The organism is Planktothrix rubescens CCAP 1459/22 (assembly GCA_904830895.1).
GTDB classification, from domain to species: domain Bacteria; phylum Cyanobacteriota; class Cyanobacteriia; order Cyanobacteriales; family Microcoleaceae; genus Planktothrix; species Planktothrix agardhii.
In genome coordinates this window covers 1445814-1466803 of sequence record LR882958.1, presented here as the reverse complement: position 1 = coordinate 1466803, position 20990 = coordinate 1445814, and the positions used below count along the sequence as shown (strand labels likewise).

Here is a 20990-nt window from a genome sequence, read left to right as displayed (position 1 = left end):
ACAAACTACACTGTATTTTTAAGCGATAAGTGACTTTCCAACAGATTCAACCGTCGGATTTTGGGCTACACTCAGATGTTGTAGTTCCCCTTTAAGTCTAATTTTATGGCTTATTGATCCCTAGATTTGGCAATAGTTATATTTTCCTATTGCTTACTTCCATGCCATTGAGGATGGAAACGGAGATCAGCAGATTACCTACAATTTCAATTTACAGAAATAGTAACGAACCTCCCTCTATAAGAATAGGAGAAGGGTGACACTCTTGACAATATTAATCTGGATTATATTTTCTCATTTTTAATATTATTTTTGTTGATAATGAATTTTAATTAAGTTTTGTTAAGTTTTTGAGAATTATAACCGTGCCAATGTAGGTAAGACTCTAATAAAAAGACTTTTTGTGTATATAGCTCTATAAAATAGTATAAAAACTCACCAATCCAGGCTGAAAGTTAACCCAAAGACCTATGAATCCGAAATTTTGATATAGTAAGCTGAGAATTCCTAAGAATTTTTTAATTTTAAGTTAAATGACAGATTTTCTCCTCCACACCAGTTGGTGGATACCTTTTTATGGCTTAATTGGGGCAATCTTGACCTTACCTTGGTCAGCGGGACTGGTGCGACGCACTGGGCCTAGACCCGCAGCCTACTTTAATTTGTTAATGACGGTTTTAGCCCTTGTCCATGGTTCGGTTGTTTTCCGCACTACCTGGGATGAACCCATTCAGCAAATTGTTTTCCATTGGGTACACACCAACAATTTAGACCTATCTTTTGCCCTAGAAATCTCCCCGGTGAGTTTGGGGGCAATAGAATTAATTACGGGTTTGAGTTTAATTGCTCAATGCTACGCCCTGGGATACATGGAAAAGGACTGGGCTCTGGCTCGGTTTTTTGGCTTGATGGGATTCTTTGAGGCTGCTATTAGTGGGTTAGCCCTAAGTGATTCGTTATTACTGAGTTATATCCTCCTAGAGTTATTAACCCTCTCTACCTATCTGCTGGTGGGCTTCTGGTATGCTCAACCCTTGGTGGTAACGGCGGCTCGGGATGCGTTTTTAACCAAACGGGTCGGAGATGTATTGCTGTTGATGGGGGTGGTGTATCTCTCCACCCTGGCCGGAAGTTTGAGCTTTTCCGATTTGGAAGGATGGGCTGAAACCGCCACCTTAACGCCCCTCCATGCGACTTTACTGGGTCTGGCCTTGATTTCTGGCCCGATTGGAAAATGCGCCCAATTTCCCTTAAATCTCTGGTTAGATGAGGCGATGGAAGGCCCAAACCCGGCTTCGATTCTGCGAAATTCCGTGGTGGTGGCCAGTGGAGCCTATGTTTTAATTAAACTGCAACCGGTTTTGGCCCTTTCCCCAATTGCATCTACAACTTTGGTGGTTTTGGGGACAATTACCGCTATTGGTGCTTCTTTGGTTTCCATTGCCCAAATTGATCTCAAACGGGCCTTATCCCATTCTACCAGTGCCTATTTAGGGTTGGTATTTATTGCGGTGGGAGAAAGTCAAGTTGATATTGCTCTGTTATTATTGTTCACCCATGCGATCGCCAAAGCCTTAGTTTTCATGAGTGCGGGTTCGGTAATTCTAACCACCAATACCCAAAATCTAACGGAGATGGGGGGGTTATGGTCAAAAATGCCCGCAACGACAACGGCTTTTATTGTGGGTGCGGCGGGTTTAGTCGCCTTAATGCCCTTGGGTACTTTTTGGACAATGCGCCGTTGGGTGAATGGATTTTGGACATTACCTCTGTGGTTGATTTTGGTCTTGCTGCTGGTTAATTGTTTAACGGCTTTGAGTTTAACCCGGGTTTTCGGATTAGTTTTTGCGGGAAAACCCCAACAAAAAACCCGGCGAGCGCCGGAAGTTCCATGGCCAATGGCTTTGCCGCTTGTGAGCATGACCATTTTGACCCTGTTAGTACCCCTGATGTTACAACAATGGCAATTATTAATTAGTTGGAGAGCACCTTTAGTGGTGGCTCCCGGGACGGGATTTGCTGAGATTGTGCGTCAAGCCGCGGTTCCTTTACTGGTAATTTCGGGTTTATTAGGAGTGGCAATTGGGGGCGGGATTTATTTATTGGGAATGGGTTCTAAACCTTACAAATTACCCTGGAAAGGATTGCAAGATTTATTCGCTTACGATTTCTATATTGATCGAATTTACGATCTAACTGTGGTTTTATTTGTTAGTCGAATTTCCACTTTTAGTGCTTGGATTGATCGCTATATTATTGATGGCATTGTGAATGCTTTTGGTTTAGCCACTTTGTTTAGCGGAGAAGGCTTAAAATACAGTATTTCTGGACAGTCCCAATTTTATCTCCTAACTATTGCTTTAGGAGTAGGAGTATTGCTGGGATTAATGTTGTGGCAATTCTAACTGTAGTAAGCCCTTTAGGGCTTTCTTTTCTTAATCTACGGAAGTTAACTATCAACTATCAACACCAATTTATTTATGCTTAGTGTATTAATTTGGCTTCCTTTATTGGGTGCGGCTATTATTGCCTTTTGGCCGAATTTATCGGGTAAAACGGCTCGTCAATTGTCTTTAGTGATCACAGTCGGATTGTTTTTATGGTCGTTGGTTTTAGCGGGAATATTTGATCCAGATAATCCGGCTTTACAGTTTAAAGAATATATTCCTTGGATTAAACCTTTGGGGTTAAATTATACTTTGGGGGTTGATGGTTTATCCTTACCTTTGGTAATTTTAAATGGGTTATTAATTACGATTGCGATCGCAATTACTGATTTATTTATTAGTCGCCATCAACTCTATTATTCCTCAATTTTACTGATTTCGGCAGGAATTTCAGGAACATTTTTATCTCAAAATTTATTATTGTTTCTGCTATTTTATGAAGTTGAACTCATCCCTTTATATCTGTTAATTGGGATTTGGGGAGGCAAACGCAAAGGCTATGCAGCCACTAAATTTCTACTGTATACGGCTGTTTCGGGATTTCTAATTTTAGCGTCTTTTTTAGGAATTGTTTGGCTGACCCATACCCTAGATTTTGATTTAGATACCATTAGTGCTACAGCCTTGGGAGTCTCATCTTTACCTTTAACCACCCAACTGATTTTATTAGGAGGTCTGTTAATTGGATTCGGAATTAAAATTCCTTTATTTCCCTTCCATACCTGGCTACCTGATGCTCACGTTGAGGCTTCAACCCCTGTTTCTGTGCTGTTAGCCGGGGTATTATTAAAGTTAGGAACATACGGGTTATTACGGTTTGGTGTAGGCTTATTTCCCGATGCTTGGTTAGTAGTATCTCCTTGGGTGGCAAGTTGGGCTGTAGTTAGTGTTTTATATGGAGCTTTTTGTGCTATTTCTCAAAAAGATATGAAGAAAATAGTCGCCTATAGTTCTATTGCTCACATGGGCTATATTTTATTGGCTTTTGCTGCGGCTAACTCCACCAGTTTATTAGGGGCTGTGATGCAAATGGTGAGTCATGGTTTAATCTCGGGATTAATGTTTTTAACCGTTGGAGTTGTCTATCGAAAAGCCGGAAGTCGAGATTTAGATATTATTCAAGGGTTACTCAATCCAGAACGAGGTTTACCCGTGATTGGTACTATTATGATTATGGCAGTAATGGCGAGTGCGGGAATACCTGGTTTGGTGGGATTTGTGGCAGAATTTATCATCTTTCGAGGCAGTATGGAAGTGTTTCCAGTACAAACTTTATTGTGCATGATTGGAACCGGATTAACTTCAGTTTATTTCCTGATTATGATTAATAAAGCTTTCTTTGGTCGCCTCTCGGAATCCGTGGTGAATTTGCCTTCTGTCCAATGGCGCGATCGCATTCCAGCTATGATTTTAGCATTAATTATTGTGATCTTAGGAATTCAACCGAACTTACTGGTGAGATTAACTGATGCGTCTACCACAGCATTAGCCCATACTCAACCCTTATTTGCTCATCATCTCGCGGAAAAAGTTTAAATTTCTTGATAAAGTGGGTCTAAATAATTAAGTGGAAAATTAAACCTACTTTATCACTTTTTCAGAGATTAATTTTAATTAAACCTTTAAACAAAATGACAATTACCGATTTCAATGCCATGTCTAAACATCCTTTATCTGAATATATTCATCGCCTAGAGTCCGGCGAAGCATTATTACCAGATTATCCTGAAAATTTGGTTGAAGTTGTGGGTATCTTGAAAAGTTATGGGATTGTTTTAGATGCCTATTCTAAGAATTTAATTTATATTGCAGATGAACAGTTTTTAGAATTATTTCCCTTTTTTAAATATTTTAATGGAGAAGTCAATATCAAAAAACTATTGCAATATTTGTGGCATGATCGGATTAACTTTGAATATGCTGAATATTGTATGAAAACCATGTTTTGGCATGGAGGCGGCAAATTAGATCAATACTTAGACTCTCCTGAATTTCTGAAATTAGCAGAAACAGCAATTCAAGCTAAAACTAAGGGAAATTTGATGATTCAAACCCTACATCGTTTTTTCCCAGGATTTCTCCCCGAACAAATCCGACAACTCTCCTATTATAGTGGATTAGGTCAATTTTGGCGGGTGATGAGTGATATGTTTATTTCCCTTTCTGATCTGTATGATCAAGGGGAAATTAAATCTATTCCTGAAGTGGTGAATCATATTTTATTGGCATTAGTAGAAGCTGCCAATAAACCGATTACCTATAGCGTCAAAATCAATAATAAAGTTTATGATATCCTGCCAAAATCTGCCGAATTAACCTTTTTAATGGATACCGCCGTTCCCTACGTTGAAGCCGTGTTCTTTAGGGGAACTCCTTTTCAGGGAACTGTTTCTTATAATGCCCAAGCCCATCAAATTCCCACAGAACAAAAAGACTTTGCCTATGGTGCATTATACGCCGATCCTCTACCAATTGGCGGTTCAGGTATTCCCCCAACTCAATTAATGCAGGATATGCGTCATTTTCTCCCCGATTATTTACATAATATTTATCAAAATAGTTGTCGCGGGGAAGACGATTTAAGAGTGCAAATTTGTCAAAGTTTTCAAAAGTCAATGTTCTGTGTGACAACGGCTGCTATTTTGGGATTAGCACCCCATTCTATTAATACTAATGATCCCGAACAAAAACAAGCTAATCGGATCTATTTTGAGAATTGGATGGATCGATTTTTAGACTCCCGTTTAGGGGAAGTGAATCAACCTACATTCAGGGAATGTAAGCTATTTCCTGAACGTTAAAAGACACTTTAAAAGAGCGAGGATTGTCAAATGTCAGCAACACCGGAAAGTTTACAAAAATTTATTGATTTCTGTAAAGAACATATCACAGGACAGGAAAGAAAAGAAGCACAAACTTTTTTAGATCGTTTTTTTAAAGCATTCGGTTATGAGGGTGCTTTAGAAGCGGGCGCAGAATACGAAAAAGCCATCAAAAAAGGGAGTCAAAAAGGTAAAACTGGTTTTGCTGATTTAATTTGGAAACCTAAAGTTTTAATTGAGATGAAACAACGGGGTGAGGATCTTAATAAACATTATGCCCAAGCTTTTGCTTATTGGCAACGTTTAGTACCTAATCGCCCTCGTTATGTGATTCTTTGTAATTTTGATGAATTTTGGATTTTTGATTTTGATAATCAATTAGATGAACCTGTTGATAAAGTCGCTCTGATTAACTTAGTAGAAAGAGCGAGTGCTTTTGCTTTTATGGAGTTAGGAAATCGGACTCCTGTTTTTAGAAATAATCAAGTAGAAATTACTGAAATTGCGGCGCGAAGAATGGGGGAATTATTTACAACTTTACAGCAAAGATTATCAAAACAAACCAATTCTGAATTAATCGCTCAACGTTTTATTTTACAATGTGTGTTAGCCATGTTTGCTGAAGATCGGGGATTATTACCTCAAGATTTATTTATTGCTTGTGTACAAGATTGTCTGCAAAATAAACTAAGCTCTTATGATATCATTGGGGGATTATTTAGAGAAATGAATCAAACCGGAATTACTCCGGCTGGGCGTTATAAAGGTGTTGATTATTTTAATGGTGGGCTATTTTCTACGATTTATCCAATTGATTTAACTGAGAAAGAATTAGAATTTTTAGATGTGGCTGCGAGACAGGATTGGAGTAAGGTTAGACCCGCTATTTTTGGGAATATTTTTGAAGGCTCGGTTAATAAAAAAGACCGTCATTCCTACGGAATTCATTATACTTCAGAAAGTGATATAATGAACATTATTCGCCCTACTATTAGTCAGTATTGGGAGGAGCGTATTGAGGAAGCAAATACCCTTAAGCAATTATATCAATTACAGCTAGACTTACTCAATTATAAAGTCTTAGATCCGGCTTGCGGGAGTGGAAATTTTCTTTATATTGCTTATCAAGAATTAAAACGCATTGAGCAGCTTTTAATTCATAAAATTATGAGTAAAAAAACCACTAATGTTGATCAATTACACATTAGTTTTGTTACTCCCCATCAGTTTTATGGAATGGATCTTAATCCTTTTGCGGTGGAGTTAGCTAGAGTTACTTTAATGATAGCGCGGAAGGTGGCAATTGATAAGTTTAATTTGACTGAACCTGCTCTACCTTTAGATACTTTAGATAATAATATTGTCTGTAAAGATGCGCTTTTTAGTGATTGGGTGAAGGCTGATGCTATTATTGGCAATCCGCCTTTTTTGGGCGGTTATAGAATACGTCAAGAATTAGGGGATAATTATGCAGAAAAACTATTTAATAAATTTGCAGATATTCGCGCACAAGTAGATTTTTCTATTTATTGGTTTAGATTAGCTCATGATAATATTAACGAAAATGGTAGAGTGGGTTTAGTTGCTACTAATTCCATTAGTCAAGGCTTAAATAGAAATGTATCTTTAGATTATATTATTAATAATAATGGCTATATTTATGAAGCAATTTCTACTCAAATCTGGTCTGGCGAAGCTAAAGTTCATGTTAGTATTGTTAACTGGTGTAAAATTAAACCTGATACTTATTTTTTAGATCATCAACCTGTTAATTTTATTAATTCTTCTCTGACTTCTTTAACTGATGTTTCTCAAGCTATTAAATTAAAGGCGAATCAAAATAAAAGTTTTTTAGGAGTACAACCTAATGGCAAGGGGTTTTTTATTTCTCAAGAAATAGCAAATGAATGGATAAAAAATGTTCCTAAAAATCAAGAAGTTATTAAAATCTTAGTATCGGCAACAGATTTAACTGATAGTATTGATATTAAACCAAATCGGTTTATAATTGATTTCAATGATATGAGTTTAGAAGATGCTAGTGATTATCAATTACCTTTTTCTCATGTTGAATTAACAGTAAAACCAATTAGAGACAATAATCACAGAAAAATTCGTCGTTTAAATTGGTGGAAATTTGGTGAAACTGTACCTAAATTAAGAAAAGAACTTAAAAAATTATCTTATTATTTTGTTGTCCCATGTCATTCTAAATGGTTTATATTTTTGCCTATTTTTATTGAATATTTGCCAAATAATTCTTTAACTGTTATTACTTCTGAGGATTATTACATCTTAGGAATATTAACATCAAATATTCATCGTATTTGGGTAAAAGCGCAAAGTTCAACTTTAAAAGGAGATACCCGCTATACTAATACAACCTGTTTTGAAACCTTCCCCTTTCCGCAAACACCGACTAAAAAGATAGTTGAAAAAATCAGAGAAACCATGATTAAACTCCATGAATATCGCACTGAGCAAATGGAGAAAAAACAATGGGGAATCACCAAATTATACAACAAATTTTTTACTGAGCCTAGTAGTCAACTGTATAAACTCCATCAACAATTAGATAAATTAGCAATGGAAGCTTATGGATTTAATCCCGATGATGATCTTTTAGAGAAATTATTAAAACTCAACCTAGAGTTAGCCGAAAAAGAGGAAAGAGGGGAAAAAATAGTCGGTTGTTGGGATATTTATCAATAAGATTTGACAGTAGAAACCCGGTTTCTGCCATAATCTTTGTTGCTCAACCGAGGGATTTGTGGAGAAACCCGGTTTCTGAGTCCCACGCGCGACTATATCTAGTTGTTTTAATAGATAAACCTGAGCATTAAAATCGCAATATAGAATATGGAAAAATAGTCATAGAGCCTGGAGACGGGAAAAGAAAGAAAAGAGGGAAGCCCTTCAGGGCTTACTACGGTTTGAAGGGGTTTTTAACTAAGTTGGAGTTATAATACCGAGGATCGGAGGTGACTTCTTTTCCGATCCAATGGGGAATATTAATATTTTGATCTTCTGTTTCTAGTTCTACTTCTGCTAAGATTAATCCTTGATTCTCTCCCCAAAATTCATCAACTTCCCAAATTAAATCCCCGATATTAATTTTATATCTGGTTTTTTCAATTAAAGGGCGATCGCATAATGTTTCTAATAATTCTTGAGCATCATCAACGGGTATTTCATACTCAAATTCTGCCCGACTACTTCCTGTTGTTAGCCCTTTAATCGTTAAATATCCCTGACTTCCTACGACCCGCACCCGCACCGTGCGACCATTGATATTAGCAATATAGCCTTGACGATAGGTTTCTCCCACTGCAAGCGATCGCCATTCATCCCCCTGAACTAAAAATTTTCGTTCAATTTCTATTGCCATTTATAGTGATCTAAAAAATTATCTGTTCATGATTATACCATAAAATTTTATATTTTTATCAACAAATAAAAAAAAATCCCGTTGTTGCGCTGTTGTTGCGCTGTTGTTGCGCTTCAGCGCAATCTTGAGGGCTAAAGCCCAACAACATACAACATCATGTTTATGTTAATAATAATTAATTTGCCAATAGCTACAAAATTGATATAATCATTATACGGTGAGCGTCATCGCTTCGTAGATTAGAAAATAATCTGGCTTTAAAATTTTAAGTTTATTTTATCCATGACTGAACTATTTAATCCTTCTGAAAATTCTAATGTTTCTCGTCGTTTTATTCTTAAATTATTCGGTATTAGCGCAGTGGCTGGGCTCTTAGGGTATTCTCGATTCCATAAACCTGAACCAACAATTTTCCAGCCAAATATCCTGAATTTACCCCAATTTTTGACCCAACATAAGCACGTTGTAATTGTCGGTGCAGGATTAGCCGGATTAGCCTGTGCTTATGAATTGAGTCAACGGGGATTTAAAGTTACTTTATTAGAAAAATCTCCCCAATTGGGCGGTAAAATTGCTAGTTGGGATATTAAAATAGGTGATAAAACCTTTAAAATGGAACATGGTTTTCATGGGTTCTTTCCCCAATATTATAACTTAAAATCCTTAGTTAAAGAAATCCAAATTGAAGATAATTTTAAATCATTAGAATCCTATGCCGTGGTTTTTAAAAATAACCAATATCAACCGGAAATATTCCGTCCTAGTCGGTCTGCATTTCCTTGGAATGTGGTGGATTTAGGGTTCTCTTCTGCTAATCGTTTAAACTGGGGAATTAATCTGACTCATTTGAATCATTGGAAAGTATTTAGAGAAATTGGTGGGTTTAAAATTCCCAATAGTTTTCAACGTTTGGATGACATTTCTGTGGCGGACTGGGTGAGTCAAGATTTCCCTCAAGGTTTGTATGATTTATATTTTCTTCCCTTTGCTAAATCGAGTTTAAATGCACCGGATAAATTGAGTGTGGGGGAATTGATGCAGTTTTTCCATTTCTATTTTTTTGGTAATCCTGAAGGGTTGGCTTTTAATGGAACTTGTCAAGATATGGGAACCAGTTTAGTCCAACCTTTAGTTAAAGCAATTCAACAAAAAGGAGGAGAAGTTTTAACCGATGTTACCGTGAATAATATTAACTGGAATCAAGGAAAAATTGATTCTATTAGTTATTTTCAAGGTAATCAAATTAATTCAGTTCCATTTTGGGTAAAATATAATCCAATTCTATCATTAATTGACCCCCCCTGCCCCCCCTTGGTAAGCGGGGGTGAATATCAGGAATTGGTCGGGGGTGACTGTTTAGAATATTTTGGGTCTGGAGATGATATTTATGCGGTATCTGGAGAGAATAATCAAGCTATTTCTTTGCAATGTACCCATCAAGGTTGTACGGTACAAATGGCAGAAGATGGATATTTTCATTGTCCTTGTCATGGGGCAGTTTTTAATCAAAAAGGTCAGGTAATTTCTGGCCCAGCACAACGAGATTTACCAAATTATCAGGTAATAGAAAGACAGGATAATCAAGTTAAGTTAGTTGGTATTAATAATATAACCAGAAATTCATCTATTACAAATAATATCCAGGCAGATTATTATGTATTAGCGACGGATATTCCTGGGACGCAACGATTATTTACCTTGATGAATGGGGAAATCAATCAACAGGTGAAACAACAAATTGAACAACTACAAGTCGCTGACCCCTTTGCAGTTTGTAGGTTTTGGTTTGACCGAGATTTCCCTTGGGAATATAGCCATTTTACCTCTTTATCAGGTTATAATTTAACCGATAGTATTACCCTTTATCATCGTATTCAAGAGGAATATATTAAATGGTATAAAGAAACTGGGGGGACTGTGGTAGAACTTCATGCTTATTGTTATAAAGAAACGCAATTTCCCACACAAGAAGCTTTATTAATAACTTTTGAACAGGAACTTTATGAAATTGTCCCCGAATTAAAATTAGCTACCCTATTACATCGAGAATTAGTCAATCAGAAAAATTTTGCCGGATATCCCCCCGGAAGTTATGCAAATCGTCCGGCTACAAATTCTGGGGTTACTAATTTAATGTTTGCGGGAGATTGGGTAAAAATGCCCTTTCCCTGTGGTTTAATGGAAAGGGCTGTTAGTAGTGGATTATTAGCAGCAAATGAAATTTTATATCAGGAGGGTTTGCAAAAACGACCGCTTTTTTCTGTAAATCCAGAAGGATTTTTAAAGATATAAAATTGATATTACTTTAATTCCGCGTAGGCGGAATTTGTTTGTGTAGCTGCGATTGAAATCGCCCAGGTTAATATGAATCAAGAAAAATTATCCAATACAACATCAAAAACCAACGATATTCGACAGTCAGGAATAAACCCGAATCATTGGTATGTTGTAGCAGCAATTCATGAAGTCAAAACTCAACCCCTGGAAGTAAAATTATGGAATCAAAATATTGTTTTATTTCGGGATAGTTTAGGCAAAATTCAAGCATTGGAAAATCGCTGTCCCCATCGACAAGTTAAATTAAGTCATGGTAAAATCATATCAGATTATATAGAATGCGCTTATCATGGTTGGCAATTTAATTCTCAGGGAGAATGTGTCAAAGTTCCCTATTTAGAGGATAACCAAAAATTACCTAAAAATTGTAAAATCCGAGAATATTCAGTTAAAGAATTAGATGGTTTTATCTGGCTTTTTCCTGGGGATAATCCTAATTTAATTCAACCCTTAGCAATTCCAGAATGGGATAATCTAAATTATATTGCAACGGTTTCAGTTATTCATTATCAAGGACATTTTTCCTTTTTAATTGAGAATTTAATGGATATGTACCACGGACATTTACATCAAGATTTACAAGCATGGACGGATGCTATTTTAGACAAGATAGAAGCAGATGAAAACCGAGTTGATGCTTACTATCAAGCTAAAAGTTATTATAAAATTGATAAAATTTGGTCAATTTCCCAGCTATTTTTTCCCGGTTTAAGACAACTTCATCCTGAACCTTTAACGGTTAGTTATATTTATCCCCATTGGGTTTCTACTTTGGGAGACTATTTTAAAATATATTGTTTATTTTGTCCGATTAGTTTAACAGAAACCAAGGCATATTTAATTCATTTTACCTCATTAAATGCCTTTTGGCGACTCCATAAACTGCCTATAAAATTCAGAAAATTTGTCAAAAATTTATGTTTTGGTTCCGCCCAAAAACTATTGGATGGGTTAGTTAAACAGGATATTTTAATGATAGAAGAAGAACAACAAGCCTATTTACAAAATCCCCAACAAAAAGGATATGAATTTAACCCGACTATCGCCAGTATTCAAAGGTTAATTAACAATCAAGTTGAAAAATAATCAGTAGGGGGTCATCAATACAAAATTTCGTTGTTGCGCTTTAGCGCTCCATAAAGGGGCATTCATCCCAACAACAAATATGGAGCGCTGAAGCGCAACAACAAATATGGAGCGCTGAAGCGCAACAACAAATATGGAGCGCTGAAGCGCAACAACAAATATGGAGCGCTGAAGCGCAACAACAAATATGGAGCGCTGAAGCGCAACAACTATGAATTTATGCTTTTTGCTTCAAAATTAATAGGGTAATATCATCAAACTGTTTTTCTTTTCCTCGGAATGTCAAAACATCATTAATCACAGATTGTTTAATATCTTCTATCGGGTGTTGCCAATTTTCAGAAATAACATCACAGAGTCTATCAAGTCCATACTGTTGTCTATCAACATTAAAGGTTTCTGTAATTCCATCGGTATATAAAACCACTCCATCTCCGGTTTTTAACTCGACAGTTGCGGAATTAATAAACTCCGTAATATTTTCATCTAAAGCAATCGGAAGACCTAAATCCATCGTATCAATCCGTTCAATATTACCATCAGAACGAACAATCAAAATTTCCTCATGCTGTCCACTAATAGTTAACAATCCTTGATAATAATTTAATAGTACCAAAGTCAAGTTTCTATCCACATTCATCCGTTCAATATTTTTATAAAGAGTGCTATTAAGAATAGTCAGAAATTGTATGGGGTCAGTTTCTCTAATTTCCGTGAGGGTACGAATTCCCATTTGAGTCATTAACATTAAAATCCCACTTTCTAAACCATGTCCGGTGACATCTCCAATCCCCAATGTCACCACACCATCGGTTTCTAAAACATCATAATAATCTCCGCCAACTTCCTCCGCAGGTTCCATAAATCCCACAATTTCTACTCCTTGAATAGCTGCGAGTTCCTCCGGTCTAGGTAGAATCATTTGTTGTAAACGACGAGTTACTTCTAATTCCGTTGCTAACCGTAAATTTTCCGTTTGTAGGCGACTAATATTAACATGGGTTTTAATTCTGGCTAAAAGTTCATCCTTAGCAAAGGGTTTAATCATATAATCATTAGCACCCATATTTAACCCCGTTACAATATCTTGAACTTGAGTTTTAGCCGTCAATAAAATAATCGGTAATTCCGTGGCATTAAACTTTTCTCTCAGTTTTTGAGTCACTTCATATCCAGTCATTTTAGGCATCATTACATCCAATAACATCACATCAGGTCTGAGTCCTTTAGCAATTAATTCCAAGGTTTCTTCGCCATTAATGGCTTGAAAAACGGCATATTGATTTAATGAAAGATTATTAAATAAGACTTGACGATTAACGGCTTCATCATCAACAATTAGAATCTTAATAACTTCCGAAGAAAGATTAATTTGGGGTTGAACAAAACTAGAATTAATTGATAATAAGGTATTAATTTCTTGAGGTTGTAGTGGATTTTTTACTCGGTTTTCCGTCGGCGTTTTAACTGTATTTTCAGCAATGGGCAGGGTAAACGTAAATCGAGAACCGATACCCATCTCCGATTCCACAGTAATTTCACCCCTATGTAATTCAATTAATTGTTTGGTAATGGTTAATCCTAATCCGGTGCCGCCATATTCTCTAGCAGTTGACCCTTCTCCCTGTTCAAAGGATTCAAAAATTCGGTCTAATTTATTAGTAGGAATCCCAATTCCCGTATCAGAAATTGTAATTGCAATTTGAGACTTATTGCCTTTAGGTAAAATAATGGCTGAAATTTCTACGATTCCTTCTGGGGTAAATTTAATCGCATTTCCAATTAAATTATAGAAAATTTGTTGTAACCGATTTTCGTCAGCTTCCGCTAGGGGAAAATCAACCGAAATCCGATTAATAATATGTAAATTTTTATGCGTAATTAGATGTTGACTCAAAATACAAACCGCATCCACAATTGCCCGAATATCAAGGGGTCGCAGTTCCAGTTCTATATTTTGATGACGCAGTTTAGAGAAATCTAAAATATCACCCACTAGACTCGATAAACGGCGACCACTAGCCGCAATCATGGCTAAATTACCATTAGTTTGGGGGGATAAATCTCCCGTCGCCCCATCAATTAAAGATTCAGCAATGCCAATAATTCCATTTAAAGGAGTTCGTAATTCATGGGAAGTATTGGCTAGAAATTCATCTTTTAATTGGTCTAAATGTTGCAGTTCTTCATTCTTGGCTTCTAAAATAGTAAAGGATTCTTTTAACTGTTTGGCCATGCTATTAAAAGATTTAGCTAACTGACCTAATTCATCTTCCCGTTTCAGGTTTACTTTTTGTTCCCAGTCTCCTTGGGCAATTTTTTTGGCGGCAATATTTAACTGTAAAATCGGTTTTACAATCCATTGTGCGGTTAATAATCCTATTAATGTAGCTCCCAATAATGCTAAACTACATAAAGCAATAGTGGTGCGAGTATTGGCATTAATTTGTTCCATAAAATCGGATTCAGGAACAACTACAAGAATTAACCAATTAACGGTTTTGCCCTTTTGAAAAGGTAACGCTTTGACAAAATAACGATCATGATTCCAAGTAAATTCTAGTTCTTTTCCTTGCTTAATATCCTTGAGATTAGTATAGGTTTTGCTTAAATATTTTGCGGTGGCTTGAGTTAAGGGATTTTGGCTTTTTATTGCCGCAAATAACTGTCTATCATCCTTAACTACTAGAAAGGGTTTTTCTAAAGTAGAAGTGGCTAATAATGTGCCATCACTGTCAATTAAAAAGGTTTGTCCTGATTTTCCTACCTTTAATCGATTTAAAAAATTTCCAATTTCATCTAACCGTAATGCGGTATTTAAAACTCCTTGAACTTCTCGGGTTTGAGGATTATAAACCGGAAGCAAAGCACTCATTAATAGAGTCGGTTCTAATAACGATAAATACACCGAACTCCAAGTCGCATCTCCGGCTTTTACTGCATCTTTATACCATACACCTTTTCGGGTATCAAAATCTTTAACAATGGTTGCAACTTCGGTGCGATCGCCTTTATAATCAGTCTTATAGGAATAGAAGTCAAAATTAGTGAATTTGTCAATCACATTAATTCTTAAAGACCCATCCCCCAACTGTTCCCCCGTGCGTTCCTGTCCAGCGGCATTAGTAATTTTAATAAAGTTAATATCAGGATAAATTTGTACCTGTCGCCAAAGATATTTTTCCCACTGGGTTAGGTCTTGAAAGGTTAAAATTCTCGACTGAAGTAAATTTAAGTTAGTTTGATTAATCTTTTCTGGAATAGCTAAATAGGCTTCTAAATTCTGTTCAACCCTAGCACTAATTTCATTTTGTAATTGACTCACCACCTCATTGACCGCCTTCTGTCCTGCATTAAAAGACAACCATCCCACAATCCCAACCGCCCCAAAAATTTGCAGTAAAAAAGGTATAATCAAAACCGTTCGGATCGGAATCGGACGCCGACTTTTCCGAACAATCTTAATCCACATTAACTGAAATTTAGGCAAAGAAATTGGCATTGAAGATAAAAAGTTATAATTGTTAAGTGAGTAATAGTTAATAGGTAATGGGTAATATAGCAATCCTAAATAGGTTGTAACATTTCAATACTGATATGAAACGGCCAGAAGTATTACCCCAGATCCCTCCCCCCCAAAACCCCCGTGCACAGGGGTTTTGGGGGGGGCTGTTCCGGTGTTCCCTTTTGATCAGGGATTTTAAACACAACTCAAATAGGATTGCTATAGGTAATAGGTAATGGGTAATAACTGGTACAGACGCGCCATGGCACGTCTCTACACTGATTACTGATTGCTAATTCCCTCCCAGCGTTTCATCTGACCCCCATCAATATCAAAAAGATCAAGCACCCGACAAACCGTATTTGTAACCATTTCATCAATAGATTCTGGCATCGTATAAAATGCAGGAACCGGGGGCATAATAATTCCCCCACATTCTGTCACCGTTAACATATTTTTAAGATGAATCGCATGGAGAGGGGTTTCCCGTACCATTAACACTAACCGACGACGTTCTTTGAGCACCACATCCGCCGCCCGGGTTAGGAGGTTACTCGTCACTCCCGTCGCCACCTCAGCCAAGGTTTTCATCGAGCAGGGAAGAATCACCATCCCCATCGTCCGAAACGAACCACTAGATATAGCGGCTCCCACATCTCCAATAGGATAGCTGACGTTGGCCAGGTTGTGAAGTTGTTTACTATCTATATTCAACTCATGGGCTCTAGTGATTTCTCCCGCCCGAGAAACAACCAGATGGGTTTCCACATCGGTTTCCCGCAACAATTCCAACAGACGCACCGCATAAATAATACCACTAGCCCCACTAATACCCACGATGAGACGTTTAGAACTGGTCATGTTATTGGCGGCTTTCTAATCTGAATTATTCCATTTTAACCCTAAATAAACAAGTTTTTTCAATCAACTTCCTTTCTAATATCACTGCGAATATGTAAATCTCTTTGAGGATAGGGAATTTCAATATTATTCTCAGCAAAAACTTTCCAAATTTCACAAGCAATTTCACTCATAATTCGTTTTCCTCCAGTCGGAGTTGCTAACCAGACTGTGATCTCAAAATCTAAACTAGATTCTCCAAAATTAATAAAACTAACCAAAGGAGCCGGATCATTTAAAGTTTCGGGATGTTTATAGATAATTTCTAACAAAATCTCAATCACTTTTTGCGGATCACAATCATAACTGACTCCCACAGTTAAAGACTTTCGCACCCGGCGATCGCTACCCGTCATGGTTTTAAGTTCTTGGGTAAAAAAGATTTGATTCGGAATAATTTTTTCTGAATTATCTCTTATCACTTGTACCGTTGTCGCTCGCATACTGATTTTTTTAACTTCACTGGATTCTCCGCCGATTTCAATAATATCTCCAGGTCTTAACGAACCTTCAAATAACAAAAATATCCCACTAATAAAATTACTAAATACTTCCTTTAACCCAAAGCCAATACCGACAGATAACCCGCCCGTAATCGCAGCAAATGTTGTAGAATTAAATCCTAGATATCCAATAACAATCACAATTCCAAAAGTAATTAAAAAATAACGAACTAAAATCAAAGAGGCTTGAGCACCACCCGAATCTATTTTCGTACTATTAATAATAGTCTGCCAAAGGATATATTGTAAAATATTGACAGCAACAATCCATAAATACAACCCCACGGTACTAATTATAATTACTCCTATGGTGACTGAACTGCCAAATAAATTAATCACCACTACTTGCAGAAGTTGATCAAAATCTACAAATAAACTTAAAATTTCTCTCAAAACATATAAAATAAATATCGGTCTAAAAAAATAGAAATTACACTCTTGAACCCGATTAATCGGAATAAATAGACATAAACTAACGATAAAAATTCGATAAAATAGATAAACCCATAAAATATTAATTGCGATCGTTAAAATTCCGGCAATCCATCCTTGATTAATGAATAAATTGTGAAATAAATTTAAGACAATTAAGCTAAATCCCCGACCCACTAAATCAGGAATTAAGATTAATCCACACCAATAGGGAGCTAAAGTTGTTTCTTGGGCTAGATTAATTGCTAGTTGTGGAAAATTTGCTTTGATTTTTTTACCGACCCAATAGGATAGGCTATGACTGACTAAAATCGAGATCAAAATTACCAACAATTGAATTTGTACCGGAGAGCGATTCAAAAAAATCAAGAGTTTAGTAATTTGATCAACAATAAATGTTAAATTGGGTTGATTAGACATATCGGATTTTTTTTAAGGTTGACTTGATTTCTGATTAACAGTTTCAGTAATCTGATGAGCAGCATCTTCAGCAGCGATACTTCCCCCTAATACTTGAGGATATAAACTATTACCCATCTTCGCCCAAACCCGCGCTAATTCAACTTGATCTAGGGGAATTGCTATTGCAGTTTTAGCTTGCTCAACTAATATCGATTGTCGAGGAAACAAACGACTATTAACATTAACATTGTTATTAGCCGGAATAAAAGAGCCTTCTAGGAGGCTTAACCGCTTGCGAGTTTGTTCTGGATTTGTAAAAAATTGAGCCAATTGTAGGGATAATTTTTGTTGATTAGGACTCGATATTTGATTAAACAAAATCACACGGGAATAGAGAAAAGGCCCGGCGGGGTTGTTATCTTCCCCTGGTAATAAGGCAACACCCAAATTATCTTTTCCTAACCCTTGGCTATATTTGGGCAACCGCGAAGAATCACAAAAAACATAGGCCAATTGGTTATTAATAAACCCCTGTTCCAAGCCTTCAATACCATCATTAAAAACCATATTCGGTTCATTTTGGGCAATTTTTAGCCACTCCATCCATTTTGCCCAAATATTTTGATCAAAAACAAAATTACCTTGGAGATCAAAAGATTTCCCCCCAAAAACTTGCACCCCCCAAAAAGTAGCTACAAAATTAGACCATATCCCCACCGAGTAACCCATCTTTGCTTGTTGCAAGAGTTCAGTTAAAGTTTTAGGCGGTAACTTAACTTTCTTCTTGTTATAGCAAAGAGTTTGAGTCATCACCGAGGTGGGTATACCATACATTTTTCCTTGATAGCGAACATGACTAATCGCCGTAGGAAGATAACCCGAAAAATCAAAGTCTTCAATCACCGGAATCAAATTATCCTGAACTAAACTCGGAATCACCCCAGAAACAGTAAAGATAAAATCCGGCCCCAAACCTCTGTTAACTTGTTGGCGGAATTGCCGCTCTAATTGATCATTGGGAACATATTCACTAACAATCCTAACATTAGGATATATTTGCATATAATCATTCAAGGAATCTTGCATAATTTCCTTGATTTTGTCCTCAAAGGAATGCCAAACTAAAATCTGTCCCTGAATGGATTGCGGTTGAGAATCAGATATTGTGTCTACATCCTTGGGACTGCAACTGGTCAAAAATATTAATACTAAGATAATTAACGATAAAAAACGGTAACGCAATTGATTTTCCTACTCCCTCAATTAAATATTAAAACATTCTATAGCAATCGGCAGATTAGTCTTGACAACTCCTTTGTGTCTTTGTGTCTTTGTGGTTAAATTAACCCCAACCCTAACTATAAAATAAGCGATCGCCTTTTTCAATCAAAGCGATCGCTTATTCTAAAAGAAACCCGGTTTCTATCTATTTCAACATTCCCGAAACCGAAGCCACCTCCGGTTTAGCAATCCGAGGAGCCATAAACCCTTTAGCATACAAATCAGGATTAGCCTTAGCCACTTGAGCATAAGAATCCCGCATCTGAGTATTCAGGGCAACGGTTGTGGCGTCATAAACCTTAGTCACCAGTTTAGGATATAACCCAATTCCCACAATCAGCACCAGGAAACTCGCAGCAATGAACATCTCCCGGGGTCGAGCATCACTAAAAGTAGCTTCCGAGGGCAGTACACAACTGGTTCCAAAACAAAATGCCTCTTGGTCATCAGAATTTTTGGAAACCGTATCACCCAACATACAAACAGGCGCTTCACCCGTTGCATAGAATAACTGACGGAGCATTGACAGTAAATAAATCGGGGTCAGAACTAATCCCACACCCGCCAAAGCCACAATTACCACTCGGAAAGTCGTGCTATAAATATCGCTGGTGCTAATTCCGATAAACACCAACACCTCACTAGCAAAGCCACTCATCCCAGGTAAGGCCATAGATGCCATCGCCCCGGCGGTAAATAGAGTGAACACCCTGGGCATCGCCTTACCGATATAACCCATTTCATCCAAAGCCAGAGTATGGGTGCGGTCATAGGTAACACCCGCCAAGAAGAACAGCACCGCCGAAATCAGACCGTGAGAGATCATTTGTAACAATGCTCCACTCACCCCAATATCCGTAAAGGAGGCAATTCCCAGCAACACAAACCCCATGTGAGACACAGAGGAATAGGCCAAGCGGCGCTTCATATTCGACTGGCCAAAGGAATTTAAGCCACCATAGACAATATTAACCACCCCTAAAATTGCCAGAATCGGGGCAAAGTAGATATGGGCATCGGGTAGCATCCCCATATTCACTCGAATCAGACCGTATCCCCCCATCTTTAAGAGCACTCCAGCCAAAATCATCGAAACCGGAGCCGAGGCTTCACCGTGGGCATCCGGGAGCCAAGTATGTAGGGGAAAAACCGCCAATTTCAAGCCGAAGGCTATTAATAACCCGGCATAAGTAAATAATTCTAGGGTGAGAGGATAATCCTTCAGACCCAGTTCCACCATATCGAAAGTTAAGGGGCCACCGCCATAGAAGGCCATTGCTAAGGCAGCCACCAGGATAAATAAAGAGGCAGCGGCCGTATATAATAAAAATTTAGTTGCGGCGTAACGGCGTTTTGGCCCGCCCCAAATGGAAATTAATAGGTACACCGGAATTAATTCCAGTTCCCAGACAATAAATAACAGCAGCAAGTCTTGAGCCACAAACACCCCGATTTGGGCCGAATACAGCACCAACATCAGGAAGTAGAACAGACGAGGTTTTTGGTCTACCTGCCAAGCTGCAAAAATAGATAGAGTTGTAACCAGTCCAGCCAGAAGTACCAGGGGAAGGGAAATTCCGTCAACAGAAACGGCCCAGTTCAAACCCAATTGCGGTGCCCAGGGAAACTTTTCCACCAGTTGGAAATTTGCACTGCTGGGATCGTAATACTTCAAGAAGACATAGCACATTAATAATAAGTCGGCGATGCCTACACCCAGGGCATACCAGCGCAACTGTTTGCCGTTTTGATCAGGCAGTACAGGAATTAGCACTGAAGCAAGGAGTGGGAACAGGACTATCGTAGTCAGCCAGGGAAATTGATCCGCCATCATGACAGTAAGAACAAATACTTATCCGTGAATAATTGCATTGTACTCAACTTTGT

12 protein-coding genes are annotated in these 20990 nt (G+C 37.5%); 6 read left to right on the top strand and 6 right to left on the bottom strand.

Translation table 11 applies throughout. The annotated features are described in order from the left end of the window. Positions 1-533 precede the first annotated feature (533 nt). From NMG86_RS06850 to NMG86_RS06835, 4 genes are all read left to right on the top strand, one after another. Entirely contained in the window at positions 534-2405 is a 1872-nt protein-coding gene (locus NMG86_RS06850) for an NAD(P)H-quinone oxidoreductase subunit F (RefSeq protein ID WP_026797292.1), read from the top strand. A 75-nt stretch (positions 2406-2480) separates the two neighbouring features. Next, on the top strand, positions 2481-3983 hold the full coding sequence (locus tag NMG86_RS06845; protein ID WP_026797291.1) for an NADH-quinone oxidoreductase subunit M: 1503 nt from the start codon (positions 2481-2483) through the stop codon (positions 3981-3983). A 95-nt stretch (positions 3984-4078) separates the two neighbouring features. Further along, complete coding sequence (locus NMG86_RS06840; RefSeq protein WP_026797290.1) at positions 4079-5248, top strand: CO2 hydration protein; 1170 nt, start codon at positions 4079-4081, stop codon at positions 5246-5248. 30 nt (positions 5249-5278) lie between these two features. Continuing rightward, entirely contained in the window at positions 5279-7981 is a 2703-nt protein-coding gene (locus NMG86_RS06835) for a DNA methyltransferase (protein WP_026797289.1), read from the top strand. A 214-nt stretch (positions 7982-8195) separates the two neighbouring features. Here the strand turns inward: NMG86_RS06835 and NMG86_RS06830 are convergent, their stop codons facing one another. After that, positions 8196-8657 (bottom strand): CYTH domain-containing protein, encoded by a 462-nt coding sequence (locus NMG86_RS06830; protein WP_026789208.1) that lies wholly within the window; start codon positions 8655-8657, stop codon positions 8196-8198. Positions 8658-8939: 282 nt separating this feature from the next. On the opposite strand from NMG86_RS06830, the gene NMG86_RS06825 reads away from it, so the two are divergent. After that, entirely contained in the window at positions 8940-10949 is a 2010-nt protein-coding gene (locus NMG86_RS06825) for an FAD-dependent oxidoreductase (RefSeq protein WP_026797288.1), read from the top strand. 72 nt (positions 10950-11021) lie between these two features. Beyond that, a complete protein-coding gene (locus tag NMG86_RS06820; protein ID WP_026797287.1) occupies positions 11022-12080 on the top strand; it encodes an aromatic ring-hydroxylating dioxygenase subunit alpha in 1059 nt (352 codons plus the stop codon). A gap of 217 nt (positions 12081-12297) precedes the next feature. Here the strand turns inward: NMG86_RS06820 and NMG86_RS06815 are convergent, their stop codons facing one another. The 5 genes from NMG86_RS06815 to NMG86_RS06795 form a co-directional block, all read right to left on the bottom strand. Further along, positions 12298-15582 (bottom strand): SpoIIE family protein phosphatase, encoded by a 3285-nt coding sequence (locus NMG86_RS06815; RefSeq protein ID WP_052347369.1) that lies wholly within the window; start codon positions 15580-15582, stop codon positions 12298-12300. A 285-nt stretch (positions 15583-15867) separates the two neighbouring features. Further along, positions 15868-16446 (bottom strand): UbiX family flavin prenyltransferase, encoded by a 579-nt coding sequence (locus tag NMG86_RS06810; RefSeq protein ID WP_026789205.1) that lies wholly within the window; start codon positions 16444-16446, stop codon positions 15868-15870. A gap of 59 nt (positions 16447-16505) precedes the next feature. Next, a complete protein-coding gene (locus tag NMG86_RS06805) occupies positions 16506-17840 on the bottom strand; it encodes a mechanosensitive ion channel family protein (RefSeq protein ID WP_026798693.1) in 1335 nt (444 codons plus the stop codon). Positions 17841-17852: 12 nt separating this feature from the next. Next, entirely contained in the window at positions 17853-19019 is a 1167-nt protein-coding gene (locus NMG86_RS06800; protein WP_141293410.1) for a sugar ABC transporter substrate-binding protein, read from the bottom strand. Between the two features lie 229 nt (positions 19020-19248). Further along, entirely contained in the window at positions 19249-20937 is a 1689-nt protein-coding gene (locus NMG86_RS06795; RefSeq protein WP_026789203.1) for an NAD(P)H-quinone oxidoreductase subunit 4, read from the bottom strand. Positions 20938-20990: the final 53 nt, after the last annotated feature.